We start from the raw sequence: 26,735 nt of genomic DNA on the forward strand, positions 1-26,735 counted from the left end.
GCTCGAATTACAGGCTTGCGGTAAAAGTACGAGCGATAACGTCGCGCTGCTGTTCTGGCGTCAGTGAGTTGAAACGCACAGCGTAGCCAGATACGCGAATGGTCAGCTGCGGATAGTTTTCCGGATGCTTAACCGCATCTTCCAGCGTCTCACGGCGCAGAACGTTTACGTTCAGGTGCTGACCGCCTTCCACACGTACTTCAGGTTTGATTTCCAGCGGAATTTCACGATACTCGATCTGACCCAGATCGCTCACGGGAACGATTTGATCTTCGCTATAACCTGATTTGGCACACACGCAACGCGCCTGTGATTTTTCTTCATCCAGCAACCAGAAGGAATTGATCAGCGCGCTGTCGTTAGCCTTGGTGATTTGAATACCAGTAACCATAATTGCCTCCGTAAAACGGCGTGTTAATGTCTTAGTTAAAAACGAGCGTACTTAAAAACTGACGTAGTTAAAATCGCTATCGGTAAAAAATGGCCAGATTTCGTAACGATCGTACAAAGCTCTTTGTATCTAGCTTCCTATATACCAGCCTGATAACTGGATATCCTTGACTTAAATCAATTTTAAAACCCCGCAACTTGGCTGCCTGATGGCAATATATTGTTTTATATCAATTTTACCAATACACCGAATTGCAAATATTTTTGTAAATTTTCAATTTTTTTTCAAAAAAGGGTCCTTTCATCCCGGCAATAGCGGTTACGGTTTTACCTCGGCACGATAGATCGGTAAGCTACCTACAACACCATTCAACCTGTAAAAAAAGAGTGCATGATGGCGACCTCTCTCACTTGGCATGACGTGCTGGCACAAGAAAAGCAGCAGCCTTACTTCATAAATACCCTTGAATTCGTTGGGAAAGAACGTGCAGCGGGTAAAACTATCTATCCCCCGCAGAAGGATGTTTTCAACGCGTTCCGCTTTACCGAACTGCATCAGGTCAAAGTCGTCATTCTGGGACAAGATCCCTATCACGGCCCGAATCAGGCGCACGGGCTGTCATTTTCGGTACGTCCGGGTGTACCCGCTCCGCCTTCTCTGGGTAATATTTATAAGGAACTTGCGAGCGACATCCCTGGATTTGAAATTCCACGACACGGTTTTCTGCAAAGCTGGGCGGAGCAAGGCGTTTTACTGCTCAACACGGTATTAACCGTTGAAGCTGGACAGGCGCACTCGCATGCTAATTTGGGCTGGGAAACGTTTACTGACCGCGTCATCGCGGCATTGAATGAACAACGGGAAGGCCTGGTTTTTCTGCTGTGGGGCTCTCATGCGCAGAAGAAAGGCAACATCATTGACCAAAAGCGTCATCATATTCTGAAATCGCCACACCCTTCTCCACTGTCTGCACATCGTGGTTTCCTGGGCTGTAAGCATTTTTCTCGGGCTAATCAGCTTTTGGAACAGCAAGGACTATCGCCAATAGACTGGACGCCAAGGCTCCCAGAAGAGGCTTAAGCGATAACGGTTTGGTTGTCTTCAACACGAAGGCGACCAACTGTCGTTTACAAGGAATCGTTGAGAAGGAATCGTTTACAAGAAATCGTTGAGAAGGAATCGTTTACAAGAAATCGCTGACTAAGATATTGAATGAAAACGTTGATTGAATGCAGATAGATCCAAAAGGGATAAATAAGAGCAAATCGATGATTTGGTGGAGCTAAGCGGGATCGAACCGCTGACCTCTTGCATGCCATGCAAGCGCTCTCCCAGCTGAGCTATAGCCCCACAACGTGTAGAATGTTCGTGATAATCAACCAAACAGAGGGAGTGTTTGGTGGAGCTAAGCGGGATCGAACCGCTGACCTCTTGCATGCCATGCAAGCGCTCTCCCAGTTGAGCTATAGCCCCGTATCTTACAGCATCACCGAGAAGGTAAGTACTGTGCGAACGCGTCGCATAATATGAAACCCGATTCGCAGTGTCAACGGCTAAATCCGGTTATCCGATTAACCGCTGAAAAAGACGCCAAGGGTGAGAAAAAACAGGCGGCAATTTCGATGTCATCTCATCATTAGCACAATAAAAAAGCTGCTAACGATAACGCGATTTATTATCATCATTTCACGTTACGCTTCTGCCTCCTATATAAGCCTCATCACATGCGCTATTTTCCTATGATTGTATTTTCTCTGATGGTATCTGCCTCTGGCGTGTTACCTGTTCGGGGCCAGCCGACCATTCCTGATATGACCGAACAAGCAAAAGCTCAATTTGAGATCAGGCACGTTGACATAAAAAGCAATGGGCATGCCTATCGGCTTTTCATCGCGCAGCCCCACCAACCTGCACCTGAAGGTGGTTATTCAATTCTGTACATGCTGGATGGCAATGCTCAGTTTCCCGTTGCCGTAAACAGCTATAATGCGAAAAACGGCGCAGCACCGCTGATCGTCGCCGTCGGTTATCCGATCGATAAGCCTTACGATGTTCCCGCCAGAACACGCGACTACACGCCACCGACAACCCTGACTGACCCAGATTTTGCCGCAGGCGGCGAAGCCGAAGCGTTTTATCAATTCCTGCAATCCACGGTAAAGCCTTGGGTTGAAGCAAACTACATCGTCAATAAGCAGAAACAAACGCTGGCTGGGCACTCTTTCGGCGGTCTGTTTACGCTCTATACGCTTTTTAACCACACCGAATCTTTCCAGCATTATGTTGCCGCAAGCCCGTCTATCTGGTGGGGAAATGGCGTTGTGATTCCGGCAAGAACGCCGCTGCTCACTACACCACCGCGGTCAATCACCATCACGGCAGGGGAAAATGAAGATGAGCCTGCCAAAATGCAGGCGGGTAAACCTGTTGATGAAAAGCGGGCTGAACGGCTCAGCCAAAGAAAAATGGTGGAAAGAGCAACGGCACTGGTCGCACAGCTAAATGAACAAGGTTCAAAAGCTGACTTTATTCTGTTTTCCGGTAAAGGGCACGGCGACGTGATCCCCGATGCCATTGGTAAAGCGGTTGCTATTGCCGGTCAATAATCCCCATACCACACCATAAAAAAAATGAACCCCGACTTCTGGCCGGGGTTCATTTTATATAACGCTATTCACACGATAGCGATTACTGCTGCGCTTCGCGCTCGGCAATGAACGCCAGTGCTTTATCAATACGCGCCAGCGAACGCTGTTGACCAATCGCGTGCACCGTAACGTCAACGCCTGGAGACTGGCCAGCACCCGTGACCGCAACGCGCAGCGGCATCCCGACTTTGCCCATGCCCTGACCCAGTTCATCCGCCGTGCCCTGAATGGCGTGATGGATGTTCTCAGCCGTCCAGTTCGTCATCGCGGCCAATTTCTCGCGCACCAGTTCAAGCGGCTGACGCGCAACCGGGCGCAGGTGTTTCTTCGCCGCATCGGCGTCAAACTCAGCAAAATCTTCATAGAAATAACGGCAGGAATCCGCCATTTCTTTCAGCGTTTTGCAACGTTCGCCCAGTAAACCAACCAGTTCACTCAATTGCGGACCGGTACGGGTATCAATCCCAGCCTGTTCAATATGCCATGACAGATGCGTTGCCACGTATTCTGCGGGTAAATGGTTAATGTAATGATGATTTAACCATTGCAGCTTCTCAGTGTTGAAGGCGCTCGCCGATTTGCTGACAGCATCCAAAGAGAACAGAGACTTCATCTCATCAATAGAGAAGATTTCCTGATCGCCAGACGACCAGCCTAAACGCACCAGATAGTTCAGAAGTGCTTCCGGCAGATAACCGTCATCACGGTATTGCATCACACCGACAGCGCCGTGACGTTTGGACAATTTCTTACCATCGTCGCCCAGAATCATCGACACATGCGCATAGTCTGGCACGGGTGCGCCCAGCGCTTTCAGGATGTTGATCTGGCGCGGCGTGTTGTTGATATGGTCTTCACCACGGATAACGTGCGTGATTTCCATATCCCAGTCATCGATAACGACACAGAAATTGTAGGTCGGTGAACCGTCAGTACGACGGATAATCAGGTCATCGAGCTCCTGATTGCTGAATTCAATCGGCCCGCGGATGCGGTCATTGAAGATGACCGAGCCTTCCTGCGGGTTGAGGAAACGCACAACGTGCGGCTCATTATCAGCATGATGTTCGTGAGAACCACGGCAACAGCCGTCGTAACGTGGTTTTTCGCCGTTTTCCATCTGCTTTTCACGCAGCGCTTCCAGACGTTCTTTAGAGCAATAGCATTTATATGCCGTACCGTTTTCCAGCATCTGGTCAATAACGGCGTTGTAACGGTCAAAGCGTTTAGTTTGGTAGTACGGGCCTTCATCCCAGTTCAGGCTCAGCCAGTTCATACCATCCATAATGGCATCAATCGCGTCCTGAGTTGAACGCTCCAGATCGGTATCTTCAATACGCAGCACGAATTCGCCGCCCTGATGACGGGCAAACAGCCAAGAGTACAGTGCGGTGCGAGCGCCGCCGACGTGAAGATAGCCAGTAGGACTAGGGGCGAAACGGGTTTTGATTTTCATTTGGGATTACAGCCTTATTACGCAACGGCTGTCGGCATAGACCGACATAAGCTCAGAGAACAAAAGTGGACAACATTCTATCACTCTGCTTCGATTCCTCAACGCCGTAACATGCCGCACAGGCTTTTATTCTGATAGCAATCGCAAGATAACAGGCTGAATTGCGCAAGGATGCAGCACCAACGGCGATAAATACGACGCCTTGACTAATTTTGCAACGAACAATCATTTTAGTTTTAAAAAGCGTTGACTCATATTCAAGGATCCCTATAATGCGACTCCACACAGCGGGGGTGATTAGCTCAGCTGGGAGAGCACCTCCCTTACAAGGAGGGGGTCGGCGGTTCGATCCCGTCATCACCCACCACTCTTTACGGGTTTTAAGTAAAAGTGTCTCGCTGTGTAGAGTAAGAAGATTTGAGATTGGGTGATTAGCTCAGCTGGGAGAGCACCTCCCTTACAAGGAGGGGGTCGGCGGTTCGATCCCGTCATCACCCACCAATCTCATACCAGCTGGTCTTCTTATTAGAAGTTGAAGTAAAAGTAGTTCAGAAGTGGGTGATTAGCTCAGCTGGGAGAGCACCTCCCTTACAAGGAGGGGGTCGGCGGTTCGATCCCGTCATCACCCACCACTTCTGCGGGTCGTTAGCTCAGTCGGTAGAGCAGTTGACTTTTAATCAATTGGTCGCAGGTTCGAATCCTGCACGACCCACCACTTCCGCAAAGTGATTCCTCTCTGAAGTAAACTCACCAAACATTATCTATTGCACGAGTCGTGTAGCTCAGACAAAACCATTGAATATGGTTTTGACAACGCTTGCAAAGGCGCCTTTCTGCTATCTGTTATTCTCAAAATTTGAATCAACAACAGATTCAAACCAGCATTGGCCCCAAATAAATGAGGCCAGATAATTGCACAAAATCTCATGTCATACGTCAAGCCGAAGGCTTTTACGGATACCAGCATCCAGGAGACTCGGCGCAAATCGACGCAATAACGCCAGATGAGCTGCCTCCGTACCAGACGTATAGCGGATTTTCGGGTGTTTCGCACGAGCCACTTTTAGCACAACCTTGGCGACGACAGCCGGATCGTCTGCATTTTCCATTGCCTTCTTCACCACTTTGCCTAACTCGCGCCGTACAGACGCATATTCATCCAGCATCGCATCCGGCAATACATTGTTCGCTTCAAACTGCGTCTTCGTATAAGCCGGTTCTATGACGGAAACCCGGATACCACGCGTACGTAATTCATGGTCCAGCGCTTCAGAATAGCCTTCGACCGCATGCTTGCTGGCCGCATAAAGTGCCATATAGGGCATCGGCACCATACCAAGAATAGAACCGATATTGATGACCCGCCCCGCCCTCTGCTGACGCATGTGAGGCACAACGGCCTGAACCATCCTGACAATGCCCAAAAAATTGGTGTCAAAGATCGCCTGAGCCTGTTCAAGCGAACTTTCTTCCGCACCTGCCGGACTCAGTCCAAAACCCGCATTGTTCACCAACAGGTCGATACGCCCTTCTCGCCGAATAAGTTCACTCACCGCCTCTTTCACTGACTTATCGCTGGTCACATCCAAAGAGAGCATTTCAAACCGTTTATTTCCTAACTGTGCACCTCGCCTGCTGGTTCCGTATACGGTATAACCCGCCAGCGCCAACTGCTCCGCGATAGCCTCTCCAATCCCCGATGAAGCGCCAGTAACCAGCGCGACGACGTTATCTGACGCCATAAAAGACTCCTTACCTAAATTAAAGGTCAAACATTTAAATGATGACTAACATATATAATGAGAAAATAAAGCCGACATGATGCAGGAACAATTCGATGTCGGCATAAAAAGACGTTCCATACCGCAGCCGGATCGGCCGCAGCACTTGAACATCACGCGAGTACGGCTAAATCCGCAGCATCAAAACCGCGTAATTTATCAGTCTGTCCAGAACGCACTTTTTGCACCCACTGTGCATCAGAGAGTAGTACCCGACCGACAGCGATCAAATCAAACTCTTCGCGCTCCATTCGCGCATACAGATTGTCCAACGCAGCTGTACCAGAACCTTCGCCACCAAATGCAGCAAAAAAGTCTGAGGTCAGCCCCACCGAACCCACGCTGATTGTCGCTGCGCCTGTGAGCTTCTTCGCCCAACCGGCGAAGTTAAGCCCCTCTGCCCCGTCAATCTCAGGAAATTCCGGCTCCCAGAAACGGCGCTGTGAACAATGGAGAACATCCACTCCGGCCTCAACCAGTGGTGCTAACCAGTCCGTCATCTCCTGTGGAGAGGCGGCAAGCCGTGCGCTGTAGTCCTGCTGCTTCCACTGACTCACACGCAGGATCAGTGGAAAGTCCTGCCCGACAGCCGCTCGGACAGCACGGATAACCTCTGCGGCAAAGTGAGAACGTTCACGGATCGTTGTTCCACCGAAAGCATCTGTACGCTTGTTCGTCCCTGGCCAGAAGAATTGATCGATCAGGTAACCATGTGCGCCATGCAGTTCCAGCGTGTCGAATCCCAGCCGTTTGGCATCGGCTGCCGCACGGGCGAAAGCCGCCACGGTATCGGCAATGTCTTCTTCCGTCATCACCACACCGCGAGGCTCATCCGGGCCAACCAGCCCTGAAGGGCTTTCAACAGGTGCATCCGGTTCCCAGCCGCGGCCATGCGTTGATCCCGTATGCCAAATTTGTGGCCCAATACGACCACCAGCGGCATGCACCGCTTGAGCCACCGCATCCCAGCCTGCCAGCGCCGCCTCACCGTGGAAAAACGGAATCCCTGGCATGTTGCGCGAAGCGGGACGATCGACCACCGTCCCCTCCGTCAGAATCAGTCCTACGCCCCCTTCGGCGCGGCGGCGGTAATATTCCGCATTCGCCGGGCCGGGAATCCCGCTTTCCGCCATACCCCGGGTCATCGGAGCCATAACGATGCGATTAGGAAGAGTCAAATCTTTCACCGTGAAAGGGCTAAACAGAATATCGTCAGACATGGATATTTCCTTTTTAAGGTTTAACGCCATGGCGGCGTTGAACATTGATTAAAAATGCAATACATGCGGTTAAACAACCCCCGTTAGCATTCATTGTCTCTCATAAAGAGGATGTCACTTTGCTTGCACATATAGATGATGTATGACATATATAATAAATGTCAACCGACATTTAAAAGTAAGGAAAATAGAATGAAATACACAACGTTTGGGCGTAACACAGGCCTACGTGTCTCCGAGCTGGCCCTCGGAACAGGAAATTTTGGCACTGGTTGGGGCTATGGTTCTGAAAAAGAACAAGCGAAACAGGTCTTTGATCGTTATGCCAACGCGGGCGGTAATTTCATTGATACGGCAGATGCTTACCAGTTCGGTCAATCTGAGCAGATGGTTGGAGAATTCATTGCCGCCGACCGCGATCATTTTGTCGTGGCGACAAAATACACTTTAAGCGCCATGCCGGAAGCAGGAATATCTCGAACCGGCAATAGCCGTAAGAACATGATCTCATCTGTAGAAAACAGCCTTAAGCGACTGAACACCGATCGTATTGATGTGCTGTGGGCGCACTTTGATGACCAATTAACACCGCTGGAAGAGATTGTTCGTACTTTCGACGATCTCATTCGGGCAGGAAAAATCCAGTACGCAGGCTTCTCTAATTTCCCTGCCTGGCGCATTGCCCGAGCGGACACCATCGCAGAATTGCGCGGCTGGTCGCGAATTGCTGGTATTCAAGTGGAATACAGTCTGGTGCAGCGCACCGCAGAGCGGGAACTGTTGCCGATGGCTGAAGCGATAGGGCTGGCAGCAACGCTTTGGTCTCCACTGGGTGGCGGCCTGCTGACGGGCAAATACCGTCAAAGCAAAGAAGGCCGTCTGACCGGTTTTGGCGGAAGATTAGTGCATACCGAGCAAGACACCGCGTTGCTGGATGAGGTATTCAGCGTCGCGCAGGAACTAAACGTATTACCGATACAGATCGCTATCGCCTGGTTGCGCCACAAATCCGCCCGCGCCAGCACCAGCCAGATCCCCATTCTGGGTTCCCGCACTCTGGCGCAGTTGGACGATACGCTGCTCGCATTGGATGTCACGCTAAGCGACGATCAGGTCGCCCGTCTGGACAAAGTCAGTGCGATTTCACTGGGAACGCCGCACGATCAAATCGCGGCTACCTTGCCCAAGGCTCAGGGAGGCGACAGCTCCCATCTCATTGCACCGTGGCCACCACGTGCCTGATCTGCTATTGATGAAGGTCATCATCTATTGAGTCTGGCTTTTCCATACCCTAAGATGATGCCTGACAGAAAAAGGAGAACAAAATGGCCCGTGTATCAAAGCAGCAGATGGAGCGTAATCGAGAGGAGATCATTCAGGTGTCTTCACAGCTCTTTCGTGAACGGGGCCTGAACGGTGTCAGCGTGAACGATTTGATGGCCGCAGCGGGGCTAACCCACGGCGGCTTTTATGGTCATTTTGCTTCTAAAGATGAGCTAGTCGCCATAGCCAGTCGCAAGGCGCTGGAAGATTCCGCTTCTCACTGGAAGGAGATAAACCAATGCTCAGCTCAACATGATTTGAGAACCTTGGTGGAACACTACCTTTCCCCTACTCACCGTGATAGTGCGAAGGATGGCTGTGCGCTCACCGCGCTAGCCAGCGACATAGCCAGAGAAAGTGAAGGCAAGCCGGTACACGAGGTTTATCTCAGCGGTGTCAAAATCATGCTGGATAGGCTGGAATCACTTTCCACAATAGAAGATAAAGCGCAGCGCAGGCTGCATGCTCTGGCACAATTTTCCCTGTTATCCGGCGCATTAACGCTGGCACGCGCCACTGCGGGTGATGCCTTGTCGGATGACTTTCTCTACGCCGCTAAAAAGGCGCTGCTTGACGAAGCCTGACTCCCCGTAGAAAAGGGGCCGAACGTATCTGCCGATGCCCCAAACCGTATTCACACTTAAAACACCAATACCTGACTCAGGCCGCTCCTTTTCATAACGCCTTGTTATTGCGTTATTCCCATCCATCATTAGACCGGCACAACCGCAGTGCTATGCTTATCGGCGTCCGCATGCTTCACATAATTTTTTGACAGAAAATATCAAATTTATTGGTTTTCTATTCAGCCCCTAAATCGACGACACTGCCGCACTATACAAAGCATTGCCAATAAGCATTACTAATAAACATTTTTGCTCACTTATAAGGTTGTCTATTATGATTTCTCAGTTGAATCAGTGGTTCACGCGTTTAACCGATCATCCTGATGCAGGTAAACTTTTACTGCGTTTAACCGTAGGTATTCTGCTGCTGTTTCACGGGGTAGCAAAAATTGAACACGGTGTGGGTTGGATCGTACAAATGCTGCAAGGCGCAGGACTGCCTGGTTTTATTGCTTATGGCGTTTATATCGGCGAGGTTGTTGCCCCAATCTTAATTATTCTGGGCGTATTTACCCGCATTTCCGGCCTGATTGCCGCACTGACGCTGGTTGTTGCGACACTGATGGTTGGCACCGGTAAATTCTTCACCCTGACCAACGTGGGTGCCTGGGCGTTAGAAGTCGAAGCTCTCTATTTCTTTGCGGGCATTATCATTATGCTGGTTGGCAGCGGTCGCTACTCTATTGCTTCCAACCCTGCTTATCGCTAATTCCCGCTATCCGGTAGGTATTGACGATAAAAGCAAAAACCCGCGAATTTCGCGGGTTTTTTCATGCCTGAGAGCCGCCGATTAGATTTCCCAATCGTGGCTGTAACGCTTGGGTTTGAACTGAATCACATCGCCTTTCTGTAGCCCGTGTAGGCTTGCATCATCTTTTGCGACTTCTGCTTCAATCAGCTCCGACTGTTCGCCCAGTTTCAGCGACAGACGCGTTAAGGCTCCGAGTGGGCGAATATCGCGCACCGTCACCGCCTGATAGCCATCCTGAGCCTGAACGGATAGCGATACCTCATGTGGACGGAACAGAATCGTCTCTTCCGTCTGCGCCACTTTCAACCGGTTACTGTCGCCAAGGAAATGGTAAACAAACTCGCTGGCCGGGTTGTTATACACTTCCGCCGGCGTACCAATTTGTTCGATGACACCTTTGTTCATCAGCACGATGCGGTCGGCGACTTCCATCGCTTCTTCCTGATCGTGCGTCACAAATACCGACGTCAGATCGATATCCTCATGTAGCTGAGACAGCCAGCGACGCAGCTCTTTACGCACCTTGGCATCCAACGCGCCAAAGGGTTCATCCAGCAGCAGGATGCTCGGTTCAACGATCAGCGCACGCGCCAGTGCGATACGCTGGCGCTGGCCGCCGGAAAGCTGTTCAGGATAGCGATCCCCCAGCCAGTCCAACTGCACCAGATTTAGCAGCTCATGTACTTTCTTTTCGATTTCACTCTTTGATGGCCGGATATTTTTCGGCTTCATTCGCAGCCCAAACGCAACGTTATCGAACACCGTCATATGGCGGAACAGCGCGTAGTGCTGAAAGACGAATCCCACATTGCGCTTACGCACATCGTGGACGGACACGTCCTGACCGTGAAAAATAATGCTACCGCTATCGGGCTGTTCCAGCCCAGCAATGATGCGCAGCAGCGTGGTCTTACCACAGCCCGATGGCCCCAGCAGCGCCACCAGCTCGCCGCTGTGGATCGACAAATTAATCTCGTTCAGCGCCCGGAACTGGCCAAATTGTTTATTAATATTGCGAATCTCAATGCTCATTTTTGGCCAACTCCTGTTGTTTCTGTATTTGCTTCGTCAATCGGCTCTCACTCCACTGGCGCAGTAACAGTACGACCAGTGACATAATTAGCAGCAGGATCGCCACACTGAAAGCCGCAACGATGTTGTACTCGTTATAAAGAATTTCGATATGCAACGGCAGCGTGTTAGTCAGGCCGCGAATATGGCCGGAAATAACGGAAACGGCACCAAATTCCCCCATCGCGCGCGCGGTACACAGCACCACGCCGTAAATCAGCGCCCATTTCACATTCGGCAGCGTAATGTGCCAGAACATTTGCCAGCCGTTCGCCCCCAGCAGCCGCGCCGCTTCTTCTTCTTGCGAGCCCTGCTCTTCCATCAGCGGAATCAGCTCACGGGCAACATAAGGCAGCGTGACGAAAATTGTCGCCAGTACGATGCCAGGCACGGCGTAAACAATTTGCAAATCGTGTTCAAGCAGGAAGGGATAGATTTTGCTTTGCGCCCCAAACAACAGCACATACACCAGTCCCGCCACCACGGGGGAAACGGAAAATGGCAAATCAATCAGCGCCAGCAGAAAGCTCTTGCCACGAAATTCGAATTTCGTCACACACCATGCCGTCGCCAGCCCAAACACCACGTTTAACGGCACGGAAATGACGGTCGCGAGTAACGTCAACTTAAGCGCAGAGATCGCATCCGGTTCGGTAATCGCATCCCAAAATGCGCCGACGCCTTTATCCAGCCCCTGAGTGACCACCATCATCAGCGGCAGTACCAGAATCAGGAAAAAAACAACCCACGCTAATGAAACCAGAATGTAATAGGCTGCGGGCTGTTTTTTTCTTTTAGCCGCGCTGGCCTGAGCGGAAATAACCTGTTCCATGACGACCAGCCCTTACAGTTTCGGTTGAATGCGGCGCTGCAACACGTTAATCAGCAGCAGCATAATGAAAGAAACCAGCAGCATGAACACGCCGATCCCGGTTGCGCCTTTGTAATCATACTGATCGAGCTTGGAGACGATCAGCAGCGGCAGGATTTCGGTTTTAAACGGAATATTCCCCGCGATAAACACCACGGAACCGTACTCCCCGACGCCGCGGGCAAAGGCCAGCGCAAAGCCCGTCAGCCAGGCGGGTAACAGCGCAGGAAGCAGCACATGGCGGAAAACCTGAAGCGGGCGCGCGCCAAGGCAGGCAGCGGCTTCTTCCACTTCTTTGGGAATATCGGCGAGCACGGGTTGCAACGTTCTGACCACGAAAGGCAGCGTAACGAAAATGAGCGCCAGCGTGATGCCAATGCCGGTGTAGGCAATTTTGAACGGAAAAAGCGAGCCAATCAGGCCATTCGGCGCATACAACGCCGTCAGCGCAATCCCCGCCACGGCGGTTGGCAGCGCGAAGGGCATATCGATCATGGCATCGATCACTTTACGACCGGGGAAAGTATAACGCACGAGTACCCACGCTAGCAGCGTGCCAAGGATACCGTTAATAAAGGCCGCGGCCAGTGCCGTACCAAACGAAAGCCGCAGGGAGAAAAGCACCTGTCGGCTGGTTATCAGATCCCAAAACTGGCCGAACGTTAGTTGGCTGGCATACAAAAACATCCCCGCCAACGGAATGAGGACAATTAACCCTAAATAGCTCAGGCTAAACCCTAACGTTAGCCCGAAACCGGGAATCACTGAGGAAGAACGTTGTGACATACCGTGCCTTTAATTTTCATACTCACTATCCAGCCAACAACTGCTTGCCGACGCGCGCTACCTGACGGAAGGTTTAAGGCTGCTATCAACTAATGCCACTCGTTTAAGCATCGAGATACACGGAGCGACCACAGAGGGGAAACCTCCCTGCGGGAACCTCCCCCTGTATCTCCCCTAATAACGGGCTTAAGTGACCAGTATTACGCTGTCGCCAGCCTTTTAACCTGAAAAAAGCCGCTACGGTGATAGCGGCCTTAATCCGTCAGACGTTAAAACTTACTTATTGATCTCTTTAAAGATTGCGTCGAACACGCCGCCATCGTTAAAGAATTTATCCTGTGCCGCTTTCCAGCCGCCGAAATCCTTATCAATCGTCACCAGATTCACTGGCGCAAACTGATCTTTAAACTCTTCGGCAATCTTGGCGTTACGTGGGCGGTAGAAATTTTTACCAATGATGCGCTGTGCTTCATCGCTGTAGAGGTATTGCAGATAAGCTTCAGCCTGCTTCTGCGTTCCCTTACGCTCAACCACTTTGTCGACAACGGCAACCGGTGGTTCAGCCAGAATCGACAGAGACGGTGTCACGATCTCAAGCTGATCGCCGCCCTGCTCTTGCAGAGACAGGTACGCTTCGTTTTCCCATGCCAGCAGCACATCGCCTAACTGACGCTGTACAAAGCTGATGGTTGCTCCACGCGCACCGGTATCCAGTACTGGCGCATGGCGATACAATTCCGTGACAAATTTCAGTGCGGTTTCATCATTGCCACCCGGTTGCGCTTTGGCATACGCCCACGCAGCCAGGAAGTTCCAACGTGCGCCACCCGAGGTTTTCGGGTTTGGCGTGATCACTTCAACGCCTGGCTTCACCAGATCGTTCCAGTCTTTGATTTGCTTCGGATTGCCTTTGCGTACCAGAAAAACGATGGTGGAGGTATAAGGTGTGCTGTTGTCAGGCAGACGCGCCTGCCATTTAGGGTCGATCAGCTGTTGGTTCAGGTTTAATGCATCAATATCACCAGCCAGTGCCAGCGTCACCACGTCAGCCTGCAAACCATCAATTACCGAGCGCGCCTGCTTTCCAGAACCGCCGTGTGAATTTTTGATGGTGATATCTTCACCCGTGGTCGCTTTCCAATGCTTGATAAACGCCGCATTGTATTGCTGGTATAGCTCACGCGTCGGATCGTAAGACACGTTTAATAATTCGGTAGCCGCCGAGGCTACACCAGAAAATAACAGCGCTGCCGTAGCAACAGATAACCCCAGACGACGTATTGACATTCTTATCACTCCCTAACCTTAATGCTTGAAAGTATTTAGATAAAATAATGACGAATGTGGCTGGTTAGGCCGTTTATGCGGTTATCGAACTGACAACGACAATATGGGAGTGACAATAGTGGATATAGGGAAGGGGCAAAAATATTGTTTCGCGATAATTTATGCTATCGCGTTATATTGTTAATGGTTATGTAATAGTTTTCAATCTAAGCAATTTTGTTGCAGCGGAAATCTTTTTACAACGGGATATGAGATAACCCTGATGCCTTGCGGCATCAGGTGAATACGGCGGAGAATAGGCTTAAGCGGATGCGCACCTTTCTGCCCTACTCTTCTTCATCCAACTGCAAAGCCACGTATAGCAGCAGACGGTCGTCGAAATTCCCCAGATCTAACCCTGTCAGTTCAGAGATGCGGTTAAGGCGATATTCCAGCGTATTACGGTGAATAAACAGCGCTTTCGCCGTCGCGCCAGGTTGAACGTTATTACGGAACCAGGCACCCAGCGTCCGACGCAGCAGGCCATTGCCATCCATTGCTTTAAGCTTCGAGAGCGGACGCACCAGCTCGTTTGCCTGCCAGCCGCCGCGCAGGCTATCCAGCAATACGGGCAACATCAAATCCTGATAGTAATAACAGCGCTGGGCGGGCATACGCTGTTTGCCTACGCTCATGGTCGTTCGCGCCGTGCGGTAAGAGCGCGCGATGCTGCCGGGGCCAGCAAAATAGTTTCCCAGCGCCAGCCGTACCCGCAGCCGGCTGCTTTCCGCCATACGCGACATCAGCGTATCCACCCGACGCCGGTGCTCCTCTGCATCCCAGCGCCCGTGGCTGTTCAGCGCCGGTTTTAGCACCACCATTTCCGTTAGAGAAACGATGGCGATGAGGTTGTCACGCTCCGGCGTAGTCAGCAACGTCTGCAACTGCTGTAGCTCCGCCATGGCGGAGTCGACACCGAGCTGCCCGCTGTCGACTTCGATCACCGCAGCAACGCGGGGCTTATTCAGATCAATGCCTAAGCGCTGCGCCCACTCCATGAGAGCGGGAGACAGATCGTCGGTGCGAATCAGGTTCAACACCAGTTCTTCGCGCAGACGGCTGTCCTGCGCCAGCATATGCAGCAGCCTCGCTTGCTCCAGCATCATTTCCGCCGTCATACAGACAAGCTCGCCGTATTGCCGTAGCTGGCTGGGGTTTCCCGTCAGGCCGATGACGCCAACAATTTCGCCATCAATGCGCAGGGGTAAATTGATACCAGGACGCACGCCGTGCAGGTGACGCGCGACGGCATCATCAATATCGACGACTCGCCCCTGCGAAAGCGCCAGCAGCGCGCCTTCGTGCAACTCCCCCAATCGTTCCTGATCGCCACTGCCGATAATCTTACCGCGAGCATCCATCACGTTGATATTGCTATCAATGATCTGCATGGTCCGCGCGACAATATCCTGTGCCATCTTGGCATTGAGATGATACGACGCCATTTTTACCTCTGAGAGGAACATTGACAATTGCACCAGCATACCGTCACACGGTGCGCCACACATTGTGCAAATTAACAAAGAAACAGGAATTAGGTTAAATCTGTGGAAGAACTCACAAAAGCACTTTCAGGGAGAAGCGAGAGGTAGCCGGGCACCCGCGTGCCCGACCAGAAGACTAACGTAACAAATTGTCTTAAAAGGTAATTATTAACTTACACGCCGAACCGTTCGATTACTGAGCCAGCAGATAAATCGTGCTGTCACCGCGACGCACGTTTAAAGCCAATACGGCTGGTTTGCTATCCAGAATTTTACGCAACTCGCCAATATTCTGTATCGCCTGCTGGTTAACGCCAAGAATAATGTCGTCCTTCTTCAGGCCAATTTTAGCCGCCGCAGAACCGGGTTTAACGTTATCGACCTTGACGCCTTTTTTGTCGTCCACCTGAGTATTGCTCAGCTCGGCACCTTCAATGCCAGAGTAGAGATTACCGGAGGCCACCTGAGCCTGATTGCTCTGTTGCAGCGTCACCTCAACCGTCAGCGGTTTACCCTCGCGCAGCAACCCCAGCGCGACTTTACTGCCCACCGGCAACGACCCAACCTGCGCGCGCAGGGCAGAGAAGCTGCTGATCGCCTTACCATTCAGCGTGACGATCACATCGCCCGCTTTGATGCCCGCCTCATCTGCCGCCGACTTCGGCCGCACCTGGCTTACAAACGCACCGCGCTGTGCATCAACTTTCATCGCCTGAGCCAGCTCGGAGTTCAGCTCCGTCCCGGTGATACCCAGCTCGCCGCGCTTCACTTCGCCAAATTCGACAATCTGTGCAACGACGCTTTTCACCATATTGCTGGGGATAGCAAAACCAATCCCGATATTGCCACCATCTGGAGCAAGAATCGCAGTATTCAGCCCAACCAGTTCCCCATTCAGGTTCACCAGCGCCCCACCGGAATTCCCCCGGTTGATCGCCGCATCGGTCTGAATAAAGTTCTCGTAGTTTTCAATATTCAACCCGCTACGCCCCAACGCAGACACAATGCCCGATGTCGCCGTTTCCCCTAAACCATACGGGTTACCAATCGCTACCGTATAATCACCGACCCGCAGTTGCTCGGAATCCGCGATCTTAATCGCCGTCAGATTTTTAAAATCTTTCAACTGCACCAGCGCGATATCTGAACGTGTGTCTTTGCCTAATACTTTGCCGTCATACTTACGACCATCGCTGAGTCGGACCTGAATTTTATCAGCGTTATCCACCACATGGCTGTTGGTCACCACATAGCCTTTCTCTGCATTAATCACGACGCCTGCACCCAGCGCCTGGAAATTTTCCTGCTGCGGTGGCTGACCGTCGTCATCACCTTCTCCCTGACACATCGGCGATGACTGGAACGGCGATCCCTCCTGACAGAAAGGCGAGTTTTCACCAAAAAACGGCTGAAGCTGCGGTGGGATCCCTTCTTTTCCCGCATTGGTGGTATGCCCTTCTACATAGATGCTCACCACAGAAGGCATGACCTTTTCCAGCATAGGAGCCAAACTGGGTAATTGACCCGATGACGCGGCAGACGCCGCTGACTCTGCGGCATTTGCCGTGGTAGAACCCATCGCCATCGCCAGACTTAACGCCAGCGCACTCAAAACCAGTGATTTTCTTTTCATAGGAGGCTATCTCATAGTAATCAACACGCGAGTCTTACGGCCCGTGTACCCGACACCGGGTACACTCAATGGTCGTGCTGTATGAGATAAATATGGATCAACAAGGTTCCCAAGGGGAAGATCGTGAAGCGTAAGGAAATATTGAACGGCTTTACAAAAGTCGCGATTTCCGTTGCTGCCTGTTCATCGCTAATCTGCCGCCATCAGCTTGCGGTATTCGTCGTAGGCGTACAAATCGGTCATACCACTGATGTAATCCTGAATCAGACGTGCCCGATAATAATATTCACGGACGATCCGCTCGGATTCAGGTAACCCTTCCAACCCAGTGACCGCTTCGCAATAGGCCAGACAATGTTTACTGGATAGCTTGTGGTAAAGCCGCGTTTCAATCGGATAGCGCCTGTGCATATCGTCGCGGACAAGCTGACTGAAATCCTGATAGGGCATGTCGAGCAGCGGGCTATAAATATCCAGGAGGCCGCGAATCACACGGTCGCCCTGTAGCTCCAACTGTTCAACTTCATGGTGGTTAAAAACGTGCTTTAAGGCGACGCGTTTGAAAATGCCTAACAGGCGGTTCTGCGGGCTGTCGTCCTCAAGCAACGCCTGATTGAACGATCCGGCATAGACTTCCGGCAGGTTGTCAATAAAACGCTGCGCGGCATGCGGCACCATCTGCCCAACGGTATGAACACGGAGATTCATGAAGAACTGATCGTCGTGGCTACGCCATTGAAAGCGCTCACGCTCTTTGTAAGCACGTTCAATCGTTTTAGCGAAAATGTCTTTCTCTGTCCCCTCGCCCCAGTTCTCGCGCAGACGCTCGTAAAGCTCTTCGATCGTGAGAATCTCTTTCTCGACGGCATCTTCCAGATCCGCGATACAGTAAGATACATCATCGGCCGCTTCCATAATGTAGCTCAGCGGATGACGATGAAATTCGCCCATATCCAGTTCTTCACGCAGCGTGGCGACAAACGCTTCCTCTGCCAGATAGTAACCCGGCTTTTTCATCAAATAATGGTAATCCGCCGGAAGCTCGCCGTGCCAATACGCCGGGCGGGTATATTTCAGGATACAAGCGACCTGACCGTAGGTAAGATTGAGCTTCAGCAACGTATGCACCAGACGGATCGCCTGTGCGTTGCCTTCAAAATGACTCAGATCCTGCCGAATCTGCCCGCGTAATTCGTCCAGTCCATCTTGCTGCATCCGCAGCACAGGGACTTTACAGTCATCGACGCGTTCCGGGGACTCACTGTCCAGATAGTGGCTATCCAGCAATTTTCTGAACCATTGATTAATCGCAGATTCGCCAAAATGCCCAAACGGCGGATTGCCGATGTCATGCATCAGGCACGCCATTTCGACCAAACTTTCAAACGGCGTTTGTCTGTCGTCCAGACCTAACGATGCCAGCCGCCCATCGACTTGCAAGCGGTGCAGAATCTCTTTGGCGATATAGCGGCCAACCTGCTGAACTTCCATCGAATGAGTCAGACGGGAGCGGACAGCCGCATTACGTTCTAGCGGAAAGACCTGGGTTTTTTGCTGTAAACGGCGGATGGCAGCAGAGTTGATGATACGACCCCGGTCGCTCTCAAACTGGCGCACAATCGCATAGCCATCATCAGCCGTTTTAGTCCGACTGAAATGTCGCTGAAAGCTCATTTTTTTGGCGAAATCGATATCAGACATACGGTTCTCCATGTCATCCCGCTACAGCACAATGATGGACACTCCATCTCATCCCGCTAGCCATGATAGACTAACATCCGCGATATACACCTAATGCTGGTCATTTAACGATCGAGATACACGGTGCGACCACAGGGGTGAGGCATCCCTGCGGAACCTCCCCCTGTGTTTCCCCTAAAATGGGACTTCAGTGACCAGCATTAGCGACACGCCTTCCATTTATAACAGAATTTGCGGGGAACCTTATGAAAGTCGGTATTATCGGTGCGATGGAACAAGAAGTCACACTGCTGCGCGATCGGATTGAAAACCGTCAGACCTTCCAGCGTGCGGGTTGCGAAATCTACACCGGACACATCAACGGCGTAGACGTCGCGCTGCTGAAATCTGGTATCGGTAAAGTCTCCGCCGCGCTGGGTACCACGCTACTGCTGGAACACAGCAAGCCGGACGTCGTGATTAACACCGGTTCCGCTGGCGGACTGGCACCCACATTGAACGTTGGTGATATTGTGGTTTCCGATGAAGTACGCTACCACGATGCTGACGTCACGGCCTTTGGCTATGAACCTGGCCAGATGGCAGGCTGCCCTGCCGCTTTCCTTGCTGATGAAAAACTCATCTCGCTGGCGCAGGAAGCAATTGCCGAGCTACAGCTGAACGCCGTGCGCGGCCTGGTTGTCAGCGGTGATGCCTTCATTAACGGCGCAGAACCGTTAGCCCGTATCCGCACCACGTTCCCGAAGGCCATTGCCGTAGAAATGGAAGCCACGGCTATCGCACATGTCTGCCATCAGTTCGCCGTGCCGTTTGTCGTGGTGCGCGCCATCTCTGATGTCGCCGATAAAGAATCACACCTGAGTTTTGATGAGTTCCTGAGCGTTGCCGCACAGCAATCCACACGGATGGTTGAAGCGATTCTGGCCAAGCTGGCCGCACGCTAATCGTGACCTTCAGGTTCCTCTGCTGGCTGACCGGGCTACTGCTCTGCACTGCCGCTTATGCCATTCCACAGCGTGTTATCAGTCTCGCCCCCCACGCGACGGAAATGGCCTATGCGGCAGGCATGGGCGAACAGTTGATTGCGGTTAGCGCCTGGTCAGATTACCCGCCAGAAGCGGAAAAGCTGGAACAGGTTGCTTCCTGGCAGGGAATCAACCTGGAGCGGATCCTCGCTCTCAAGCCCGATCTGATTCTGGCCTGGCGCGAGGGGAACCCGCAGCGTCCTCTGGAACAGCTCGCCCACTTCTCGATTCCCATCGTGTATCTGGATGCGAAGACGTTAGACGATATCCCGGCGTCATTGCGACAGCTGGCGACCTATAGCCGTCATCCTGAGCAAGCCGAACGAGCAGCAAAGGATTTTCAGCAGAAAATAGGCGAACTCCAGCACGCTGGCGATAGGCATAACGTCACGCCATTACGGGTATTCATTCAATTCGGCACTCAGCCGCTGTTTACCTCTTCGAAGGCGACGCTGCAAAGCCAGATCGTTTCACTGTGCGGTGCCGAAAATGTCTTTAGCGACAGCACAGTGCCTTGGCCGCAGGTCAGTCGTGAACAAGTGTTAAGGCGGCAGCCACAGGCCATTATTGTCGGCGGTACGCCAGATAGCATTGCCAGTGTGCAGACGTTTTGGCAACCACAGCTAGCCGTTCCGGTGATTGCCGTTAACGAAGACTGGTTTAGCCGCAGCGGCCCTCGTTTGCTATTGGCAGCCCAGCAGATCTGTTCTCAATTAGCAGAATTAAAACCTACGTCTTCGTCAGCGAGATGACAGCCAATTAACATAGTGAAATCATACCGATAACAATAGATTCATTAATATACAAGTTGTAACACTAGCAGACTTTTATTTCGCCAATATTTGCCGATAATCTGAACGTAACGGTGGAATCATAGACACCAATAAAAGGTGTCAGCTACCACTCGCAATAAAGCCAAAGCAATACGAAGTTTGAAAATTTTGAACCGATATCGGTTCCTTTAACACCAGGTAAAATAAACATGAAAAGTGCGTTGCTTTGCGCAGGTCTGCTGATCGCGGCTTGTGGTACTGCTTATGCAGGAAGTAGCGGTGGGCAAATTAATGCCCAATTGACGATGCTACCGGCATGCGGCGTAACGCCTCAATCCGGTCAATATCAAATGAAATGTAACGTAGCCTCTGTACCACAACCTAAAATTACTGAGTCACGCATTCCTGTCGCTCAGGCAAAATTTTCGACTTCTGCGGCAAAAACCGCACAGGGTACGGAAACGCGTCTGATTACGGTTGAATGGTAATCACAGTAAAAACACGAAGCGTATTCTTTTAATTAACGCTTCTTGTGACAAGTTACTTGTTTACTATGCCCTAAATAATTCGAGTTGCGTGACAAAACGTTAGCGTTTTGAACAACGCTCTGCGTTGACCCTTTAGGGCAGGCTCATTTATGGCCTTGTAACGCGGCAACCGAGCGAATCCTCAGGAGCTTACTCAGGTAAGTGACTGGGGTGAGTAAGAGCAGCCAACGCACAAGCAGCTTGAAGTATGACGGGCATATAAAAAACCGTGTCTTGTTGCCAGGACACGGTTTTTTATATTTTTAGTCGGTGAATAACCGCAGTGCAGGATCAGACGCTGAAAGAAGAACCACAGCCGCAGGTGGATTTCGCGTTCGGATTCGTCACGATGAAACGAGAACCTTCCAGCCCTTCAGTATAATCCACCGCACCGCCAACCAGATATTGCAGGCTCATCGGATCAACCACCAGCGCCACACCTTGTTTCTCAATGGTCATATCGCCGTCGTTGATTTGATCATCAAAGGTAAAACCATACTGGAAACCGCTACAGCCACCGCCCGTAATGTATACGCGCAGTTTCAGCTCTGGGTTTTCTTCATCAGCAATCAGGTTTTTCACCTTGCTTGCCGCCGCATCGGTAAATTGCAGAGGCAGTGCTGCTATATCATCGCTCATATTTTTACTCCCAACTCAGGGCTTATCAGGTGATAGACCCATATTCATACGCTTATTATCCGGCAGGATGAGAAAACGTTCAAGATTTGACAGCCCTACCCTAAATAATTCGAGTTTCAGGACAAAACGTTGACGTTTTGAACAATGCGAAGCGTTGGCCCGCTAGGGCGAGGCTCAGAGAGGAGCCGAGTATTGCCAACGCACATGCAACTTGAAGTATGACGGGTAAATTGTTGAAATAATCACCGCATTATGCCGTCTTATACACCACACAGCCAGTACTCTCAGTGGGTATGATGCGGTGTGTTTTCAAGTGAAAACCTGCACAGCGATTTCATAACGGCGGTCAGTTCATTAGAATACCCCTACATTTTACGATCAAGACCAGTCAGGACCGCGTAATGAACAAATCTGAAAGCCTGTATGCTGCGGCACAGCAACTTATTCCCGGCGGAGTGAACTCACCCGTTCGTGCTTTTAACGGCGTCGGTGGTACCCCGCTGTTCATCGAACGGGCTGACGGCGCTTATCTCTACGACGCTGACGAGCAAGCGTACATTGATTACGTGGGGTCGTGGGGTCCGATGGTGCTGGGTCACAATCATCCGGCAATCCGTGATGCGGTAATCGCGGCAGCGGAACGTGGCCTGAGCTTTGGCGCGCCGACAGAAATGGAAGTGCAGATGGCGCGTCTGGTCACCTCACTGGTGCCTAGCATGGATATGGTGCGGATGGTCAACTCCGGTACGGAAGCGACCATGAGCGCGATCCGACTGGCGCGTGGTTACACGGGCCGCGACAAAATCATCAAATTTGAAGGCTGCTATCACGGCCACGCCGACTGTCTGCTGGTGAAAGCCGGTTCCGGCGCGCTGACACTGGGTCAACCGAACTCCCCCGGCGTTCCAGCGGATTTCGCACGCCACACGCTGACCTGCGTCTATAACGATCTGTCATCCGTTCGCGCCGCATTTGAGCAATATCCTGACGAAATCGCCGCAATCATTGTTGAACCTGTCGCAGGCAATATGAACTGCGTTCCACCACTGCCAGATTTCCTTCCCGGCCTGCGCGCCCTGTGCGACGAGTTTGGTGCCCTGTTCATCATCGATGAAGTGATGACCGGCTTCCGCGTTGCGCTGGCAGGTGCACAGTCGCACTACGGCGTGGTGCCGGATCTGACCTGTCTGGGGAAAATCATTGGCGGCGGCATGCCCGTTGGCGCATTCGGCGGTAAGCGTGAAGTAATGCAGGCGCTGGCACCGACCGGCCCGGTTTATCAGGCGGGAACGCTGTCTGGCAACCCGATTGCCATGGCCGCAGGCTTTGCCTGTTTGACCGAAGTGGCGAAACCCGGCGTACACCAAAAGCTCACCGCGTTGACCAATCAACTGGCTGACGGCCTGCTGGCTGCCGCGCAAGCCGAAAATATCCCGCTGGTGGTGAATCAGGCAGGCGGCATGTTCGGTCTGTTCTTCACGGATGCCGAGAGCGTCACCTGCTATCAGGATGTGATGAAGTGCGACGTCGAGCGCTTTAAGCTGTTCTTCCACATGATGCTGGAAGAAGGGATTTACCTCGCGCCGTCCGCGTTTGAAGCGGGCTTTATGTCGTTGGCACACACGCCACAGGACATCGATCGCACCATCGAAGCCGCACAGCTCTGCTTCTCACGCCTGTAAAAGCGAATTGATAGGCGACAGCGTCACTCACCTGACGTTGTCGCTATTTCCTCTGTCGTTTCCGCCTTCATTCTCCCTCTCTCTTCCGCCCCCTACTTTTTTCATCAAGACGATCGTTCGAGAATGACAAGTCGTCTCAGATTGGTTATGAGTAGGTTTATATTCCTGAAAATAGTGGAGAGGTCATGCTAAAGGTTCTAGGGCGCACGTCGTCGATCAACGTTCGGAAAGTGCTGTGGCTGTGCGATGAGTTGGCGATTGCCTTTCACCGCGAAGACTGGGGCGAAGGCTATAAATCACCGCAATCACCGGAGTTTTTGGCGCTCAATCCTAATGCCATGATACCGGTTATTCAGGACGAGGATTTCGTCATGTGGGAATCGAACGCGATTTTGCGTTACCTCGCCAACGCGAAAGATGGAGCCTCGCTCTACCCACAAGATCCGCGTAGCCGTGCTTCGATCGACCAATGGATCGATTGGCAGGCTAACGAGCTCAATCCCTCATGGCGTTACGCCTTTATGTCGCTGGTACGCCAATCTCCCGCACATCAGGATCCGACGCTATTGGCAGCATCCTGCACGCTTTGGTCACGTACCATGGGTATTTTGAATCAGCAGTTGGAGCGAACCGGCCACTACGTTACAGGAAACGCGTTTACGCTGGCCGATATTCCCATCGGGCTATCGGTGAACCGTTGGTATGAAACGCCGCTGGAACACACGGACTACCCCGCCGTCCGCGCCTACTATGAGCGGTTAAGTGCACGCGCAGGCTACCTGACCTGGGGACGTAACGGCACACCATAAAGCTACTCATCAAACTACTCCGCGCTACCCGGACCGATACCGCTCATCTCACACGCCAGTGCACCCGCGCGCTTGAGCGCATACGTGTAGCGCTCATCAAACGGGTAGCAGCACGATAGCCGAAGCGCGTGTTTACAGCGACCACTCAGCGTATAGAGCTCGCCGGGCGTGACGCAAATCTTCTCTTGCAGCAGGCGATGGAATAATTCCACCCCATCGACATTACCCGGCAATTCCAGCCAAAAGACAAAGCCGCCCTGCGGCTGCGTCGCGCGCGTCCCCTGCGGAAAATGCCGGGCAATCAGCCCGCGCGCCTCATCCATCTGCGCGGCATAGCGACGACGCAGCGTGCGCAGATGGTGATCGTAACCACCAGACTCCAGAAACTGCGCCAGCGTTTCCGATAGCAGCGCCGATTCCGCCATTGACGATACCGCTTTCAGCCGTGCCACTTTGGCGCGGAAACGGCCTGACGCCATCCAGCCGATGCGGAAATCAGGTGCCAGTGTTTTCGTGAAGCTGGAGCAGTAAATCACCCAGCCGTCGCGGTCGAAAGCTTTCACCGTCGGCGACAGCGGCCAGGTAAACTGAAGTTCGCTGTATAACCCATCCTCGATAAGCGGTACCTGATAATCGTTCACCAGCTTTGCCAGCCGTTTTTTATCCGCCAGCGTCATGCTGCACCCTAACGGATTCTGCGCGTTCGGCATGGCGATAATCGCCTGTAACCGCCCCTCTGACAGCAGCAGTTCCAGTGCATCCAGCGCGAGGCCGCGTTGCGGATCGGTAGGAATTTCCACCGTTTTCAATCCCAGACTGGCAAGCAGAGGAAAGAGATAAAAATAGGTTGGCGTTTCCAACCCCACACAGTCGCCCGGCTGCGTCACCGTGCGAAGCGCCAGCTGTAGCGCTTCCATACAGCCGTGGGTGATCGTGATGTCCTCGCGGGTCAATGACATGCCTAAGTCCATCGCTCGCCGCGCCACTTCACGCCGCAGCCGCTCACTGCCCGGCGGCAACGCATAGCGACCAATCAGTTCAGGCTGCCGCCGCAGCAAAGAAGCGGCAATACGGCTGATCTTTTCGGTAGGGTAGAAATCCGCATGCTGTGGGCATGCCAGAGAAATGTTGGTGTAATCCGGGTGCGTCTGGGCAGCGAACACGGTATCAATCAGATCCAGTTTCTCACTGCCCGGCACAATCACCTGCGCACGGTGAGGCTTGCTCTCCGTCAGCGAAGGCAGACGCCCTCGCACAAAATAGCCGGACTGCGGCCGCGCTTCGATCAACCCGCGATCTTCGAGAATACGCCAGGCATTTAATACCGTGTTCACACTTACCTGATGCGATCCGGCGACGCGACGAATAGAAGGCAGGCGACTTCCCGGCGCTAACGTCCCTTGATGAATGGCTGTGGCGAAGGTTTCCGCGAGCTGTTGATAGAGCGTACTTTCTTGTGAGTCGATAATGGACACAGTTCCCCCGCCAGCCAATGAGTACAGTTAACGATTAATGCAGTTTGTACCCATTACAATAATCATTTTGTGTATCTGTAACCATTTATTTTTTCTGCCTACCATAGTGTTCTCACCCCATCATCAGGATAACACCATGCTCGACCCTTCTTTTTTCAGCTACGTCACCGTCATGTCGATCACGCCAGGGCCCAATAATCTGCTGCTGGCGACATCAGGCGTCAATTTTGGCCTGCGTCGCACCTTGCCAATGCTGATGGGTATTTTAATTGGCTGTGCACTACAAACGGCGCTGATGGGCGTGGCATTGGAGCTGTTGCTGAGCTGGCTGAGCATGATCCGCCTGCCCCTTACCGTGCTGGGGTGCGTCTATCTGCTGTGGCTATCGTGGAAAATCGTGCGTTCATCAGCACCGGAATTACAAGGGCGAGTACAGCCGATGACCGTACTGCAAGGGACGTTATTTCAGGCGGTAAACCCAAAAGCCTGGCTGATGTCCAGCAACATCGCGCTGCTGTATACCGCCAGCAACGGTATTTTCCCCACGATGGTCGCCTTTATGGCGCTCAATCTGCCCTGCATTCTCGTTTGGGCCGTGCTCGGCGATCGTATCGGTAAACATCTTCAGGAGCCGTGGAAACTGAAAGCCTTCAACGGCGTCATGGCGCTTTCTCTGGTGCTTACCACGTTCTGGATGCTGGCCGAAGCCATCAACGTCGCGGGTTAATCACACGATT

General features: G+C 52.2%; 24 protein-coding genes and 6 tRNA genes. 15 read left to right on the forward strand and 15 right to left on the reverse strand.

The genetic code is table 11. The features are described 5' to 3' along the window. Positions 1-7: 7 nt before the first annotated feature. Positions 8-391: an autonomous glycyl radical cofactor GrcA gene (gene grcA / locus KKH3_RS14300; RefSeq protein ID WP_005973551.1), complete on the reverse strand. Its 384-nt coding sequence runs from the start codon at positions 389-391 to the stop codon at positions 8-10. Positions 392-784: 393 nt separating this feature from the next. On the opposite strand from grcA, the gene ung reads away from it, so the two are divergent. Beyond that, positions 785-1,471 carry a uracil-DNA glycosylase gene (gene ung, locus KKH3_RS14305; protein ID WP_039360798.1) on the forward strand — a complete coding sequence of 229 codons (687 nt, stop codon included), beginning with the start codon at positions 785-787 and terminating at the stop codon, positions 1,469-1,471. A 194-nt stretch (positions 1,472-1,665) separates the two neighbouring features. On the opposite strand, the gene KKH3_RS14310 is transcribed toward ung, so the two are convergent. Next, positions 1,666-1,741 (reverse strand) — tRNA-Ala (locus tag KKH3_RS14310). Between the two features lie 47 nt (positions 1,742-1,788). After that, positions 1,789-1,864 (reverse strand) — tRNA-Ala (locus KKH3_RS14315). 266 nt (positions 1,865-2,130) lie between these two features. Between KKH3_RS14315 and KKH3_RS14320 the strand changes: the two genes are divergently transcribed. Continuing rightward, complete coding sequence (locus tag KKH3_RS14320; RefSeq protein WP_234991562.1) at positions 2,131-2,997, forward strand: alpha/beta hydrolase; 867 nt, start codon at positions 2,131-2,133, stop codon at positions 2,995-2,997. Between the two features lie 82 nt (positions 2,998-3,079). Here the strand turns inward: KKH3_RS14320 and gltX are convergent, their stop codons facing one another. After that, complete coding sequence (gltX, locus tag KKH3_RS14325; RefSeq protein WP_039360803.1) at positions 3,080-4,495, reverse strand: glutamate--tRNA ligase; 1,416 nt, start codon at positions 4,493-4,495, stop codon at positions 3,080-3,082. Positions 4,496-4,786: 291 nt separating this feature from the next. On the opposite strand from gltX, the gene KKH3_RS14335 reads away from it, so the two are divergent. The 4 genes from KKH3_RS14335 (at position 4,787) to KKH3_RS14350 (ending at position 5,210) form a co-directional block, all read left to right on the forward strand. Next, positions 4,787-4,862 (forward strand) — tRNA-Val (locus tag KKH3_RS14335). A gap of 58 nt (positions 4,863-4,920) precedes the next feature. Continuing rightward, positions 4,921-4,996, forward strand: a tRNA-Val gene (locus KKH3_RS14340). A gap of 55 nt (positions 4,997-5,051) precedes the next feature. Continuing rightward, positions 5,052-5,127, forward strand: a tRNA-Val gene (locus tag KKH3_RS14345). A gap of 7 nt (positions 5,128-5,134) precedes the next feature. After that, positions 5,135-5,210: transfer RNA gene (locus KKH3_RS14350), tRNA-Lys, on the forward strand. A 214-nt stretch (positions 5,211-5,424) separates the two neighbouring features. Here KKH3_RS14350 and KKH3_RS14355 read toward each other — a convergent pair. Next, entirely contained in the window at positions 5,425-6,237 is an 813-nt protein-coding gene (locus KKH3_RS14355; RefSeq protein ID WP_039360810.1) for an oxidoreductase, read from the reverse strand. Positions 6,238-6,389: 152 nt separating this feature from the next. Next, on the reverse strand, positions 6,390-7,496 hold the full coding sequence (locus KKH3_RS14360) for an NADH:flavin oxidoreductase (RefSeq protein ID WP_039360824.1): 1,107 nt from the start codon (positions 7,494-7,496) through the stop codon (positions 6,390-6,392). A 192-nt stretch (positions 7,497-7,688) separates the two neighbouring features. On the opposite strand from KKH3_RS14360, the gene KKH3_RS14365 reads away from it, so the two are divergent. The 3 genes from KKH3_RS14365 to KKH3_RS14375 all read left to right on the forward strand — a co-directional run bounded on the left by KKH3_RS14365 (position 7,689) and on the right by KKH3_RS14375 (position 10,154). Continuing rightward, entirely contained in the window at positions 7,689-8,738 is a 1,050-nt protein-coding gene (locus tag KKH3_RS14365; protein ID WP_039360825.1) for an aldo/keto reductase, read from the forward strand. Positions 8,739-8,821: 83 nt separating this feature from the next. Continuing rightward, positions 8,822-9,403, forward strand: coding sequence for a TetR/AcrR family transcriptional regulator (locus KKH3_RS14370; RefSeq protein ID WP_039360830.1), 582 nt, complete (start codon positions 8,822-8,824; stop codon positions 9,401-9,403). A gap of 316 nt (positions 9,404-9,719) precedes the next feature. Beyond that, positions 9,720-10,154, forward strand: a complete 435-nt coding sequence (locus KKH3_RS14375; protein ID WP_039360832.1) for a DoxX family protein — start codon at positions 9,720-9,722, stop codon at positions 10,152-10,154. An 81-nt stretch (positions 10,155-10,235) separates the two neighbouring features. Here the strand turns inward: KKH3_RS14375 and KKH3_RS14380 are convergent, their stop codons facing one another. The 7 genes from KKH3_RS14380 to dgt form a co-directional block, all read right to left on the reverse strand. Then, positions 10,236-11,228, reverse strand: a complete 993-nt coding sequence (locus KKH3_RS14380; protein ID WP_039360833.1) for a sulfate/molybdate ABC transporter ATP-binding protein — start codon at positions 11,226-11,228, stop codon at positions 10,236-10,238. Further along, positions 11,218-12,099 (reverse strand): sulfate ABC transporter permease subunit CysW, encoded by an 882-nt coding sequence (gene cysW, locus KKH3_RS14385; RefSeq protein WP_039360835.1) that lies wholly within the window; start codon positions 12,097-12,099, stop codon positions 11,218-11,220. Before cysW ends, KKH3_RS14380 begins: the two co-directional genes overlap by 11 nt. A 12-nt stretch (positions 12,100-12,111) precedes the next feature. Then, complete coding sequence (gene cysT, locus KKH3_RS14390) at positions 12,112-12,924, reverse strand: sulfate ABC transporter permease subunit CysT (protein ID WP_010280704.1); 813 nt, start codon at positions 12,922-12,924, stop codon at positions 12,112-12,114. A gap of 276 nt (positions 12,925-13,200) precedes the next feature. Then, complete coding sequence (locus KKH3_RS14395) at positions 13,201-14,205, reverse strand: sulfate ABC transporter substrate-binding protein (protein ID WP_369987577.1); 1,005 nt, start codon at positions 14,203-14,205, stop codon at positions 13,201-13,203. 332 nt (positions 14,206-14,537) lie between these two features. After that, the gene (locus KKH3_RS14400; protein WP_039360836.1) at positions 14,538-15,695 is read right to left on the reverse strand and encodes a CdaR family transcriptional regulator; all 1,158 of its coding nucleotides are present in this window, start codon (positions 15,693-15,695) and stop codon (positions 14,538-14,540) included. A gap of 232 nt (positions 15,696-15,927) precedes the next feature. Next, entirely contained in the window at positions 15,928-17,367 is a 1,440-nt protein-coding gene (gene degP / locus KKH3_RS14405) for a serine endoprotease DegP (RefSeq protein ID WP_039360839.1), read from the reverse strand. Between the two features lie 189 nt (positions 17,368-17,556). Further along, positions 17,557-19,068, reverse strand: a complete 1,512-nt coding sequence (gene dgt / locus KKH3_RS14410) for a dGTPase (RefSeq protein ID WP_039360840.1) — start codon at positions 19,066-19,068, stop codon at positions 17,557-17,559. Between the two features lie 245 nt (positions 19,069-19,313). On the opposite strand from dgt, the gene mtnN reads away from it, so the two are divergent. The 3 genes from mtnN to KKH3_RS14425 all read left to right on the forward strand — a co-directional run bounded on the left by mtnN (position 19,314) and on the right by KKH3_RS14425 (position 21,354). After that, on the forward strand, positions 19,314-20,012 hold the full coding sequence (mtnN, locus tag KKH3_RS14415) for a 5'-methylthioadenosine/S-adenosylhomocysteine nucleosidase (protein ID WP_039360841.1): 699 nt from the start codon (positions 19,314-19,316) through the stop codon (positions 20,010-20,012). Positions 20,013-20,014: 2 nt separating this feature from the next. Further along, positions 20,015-20,845 carry a vitamin B12 ABC transporter substrate-binding protein BtuF gene (gene btuF, locus KKH3_RS14420; protein WP_039360844.1) on the forward strand — a complete coding sequence of 277 codons (831 nt, stop codon included), beginning with the start codon at positions 20,015-20,017 and terminating at the stop codon, positions 20,843-20,845. A gap of 230 nt (positions 20,846-21,075) precedes the next feature. Beyond that, on the forward strand, positions 21,076-21,354 hold the full coding sequence (locus tag KKH3_RS14425; protein ID WP_039360845.1) for a hypothetical protein: 279 nt from the start codon (positions 21,076-21,078) through the stop codon (positions 21,352-21,354). 330 nt (positions 21,355-21,684) lie between these two features. Here KKH3_RS14425 and erpA read toward each other — a convergent pair whose 3' ends face one another. Beyond that, complete coding sequence (erpA, locus tag KKH3_RS14430; RefSeq protein WP_005969047.1) at positions 21,685-22,032, reverse strand: iron-sulfur cluster insertion protein ErpA; 348 nt, start codon at positions 22,030-22,032, stop codon at positions 21,685-21,687. A gap of 401 nt (positions 22,033-22,433) precedes the next feature. Between erpA and hemL the strand changes: the two genes are divergently transcribed. Next, positions 22,434-23,714, forward strand: coding sequence for a glutamate-1-semialdehyde 2,1-aminomutase (gene hemL / locus KKH3_RS14435; protein WP_039360846.1), 1,281 nt, complete (start codon positions 22,434-22,436; stop codon positions 23,712-23,714). A 185-nt stretch (positions 23,715-23,899) separates the two neighbouring features. Further along, positions 23,900-24,523: a glutathione S-transferase family protein gene (locus KKH3_RS14440; protein WP_039360850.1), complete on the forward strand. Its 624-nt coding sequence runs from the start codon at positions 23,900-23,902 to the stop codon at positions 24,521-24,523. A gap of 14 nt (positions 24,524-24,537) precedes the next feature. Here KKH3_RS14440 and KKH3_RS14445 read toward each other — a convergent pair whose 3' ends face one another. Next, on the reverse strand, positions 24,538-25,998 hold the full coding sequence (locus KKH3_RS14445) for an aminotransferase-like domain-containing protein (protein WP_039360853.1): 1,461 nt from the start codon (positions 25,996-25,998) through the stop codon (positions 24,538-24,540). A 136-nt stretch (positions 25,999-26,134) separates the two neighbouring features. On the opposite strand from KKH3_RS14445, the gene KKH3_RS14450 reads away from it, so the two are divergent. Further along, entirely contained in the window at positions 26,135-26,725 is a 591-nt protein-coding gene (locus KKH3_RS14450) for a LysE family translocator (protein WP_039360856.1), read from the forward strand. Positions 26,726-26,735: the final 10 nt, after the last annotated feature.

The sequence above is a fragment of the Pectobacterium actinidiae genome (assembly GCF_000803315.1).
Taxonomy (GTDB): domain Bacteria; phylum Pseudomonadota; class Gammaproteobacteria; order Enterobacterales; family Enterobacteriaceae; genus Pectobacterium; species Pectobacterium actinidiae.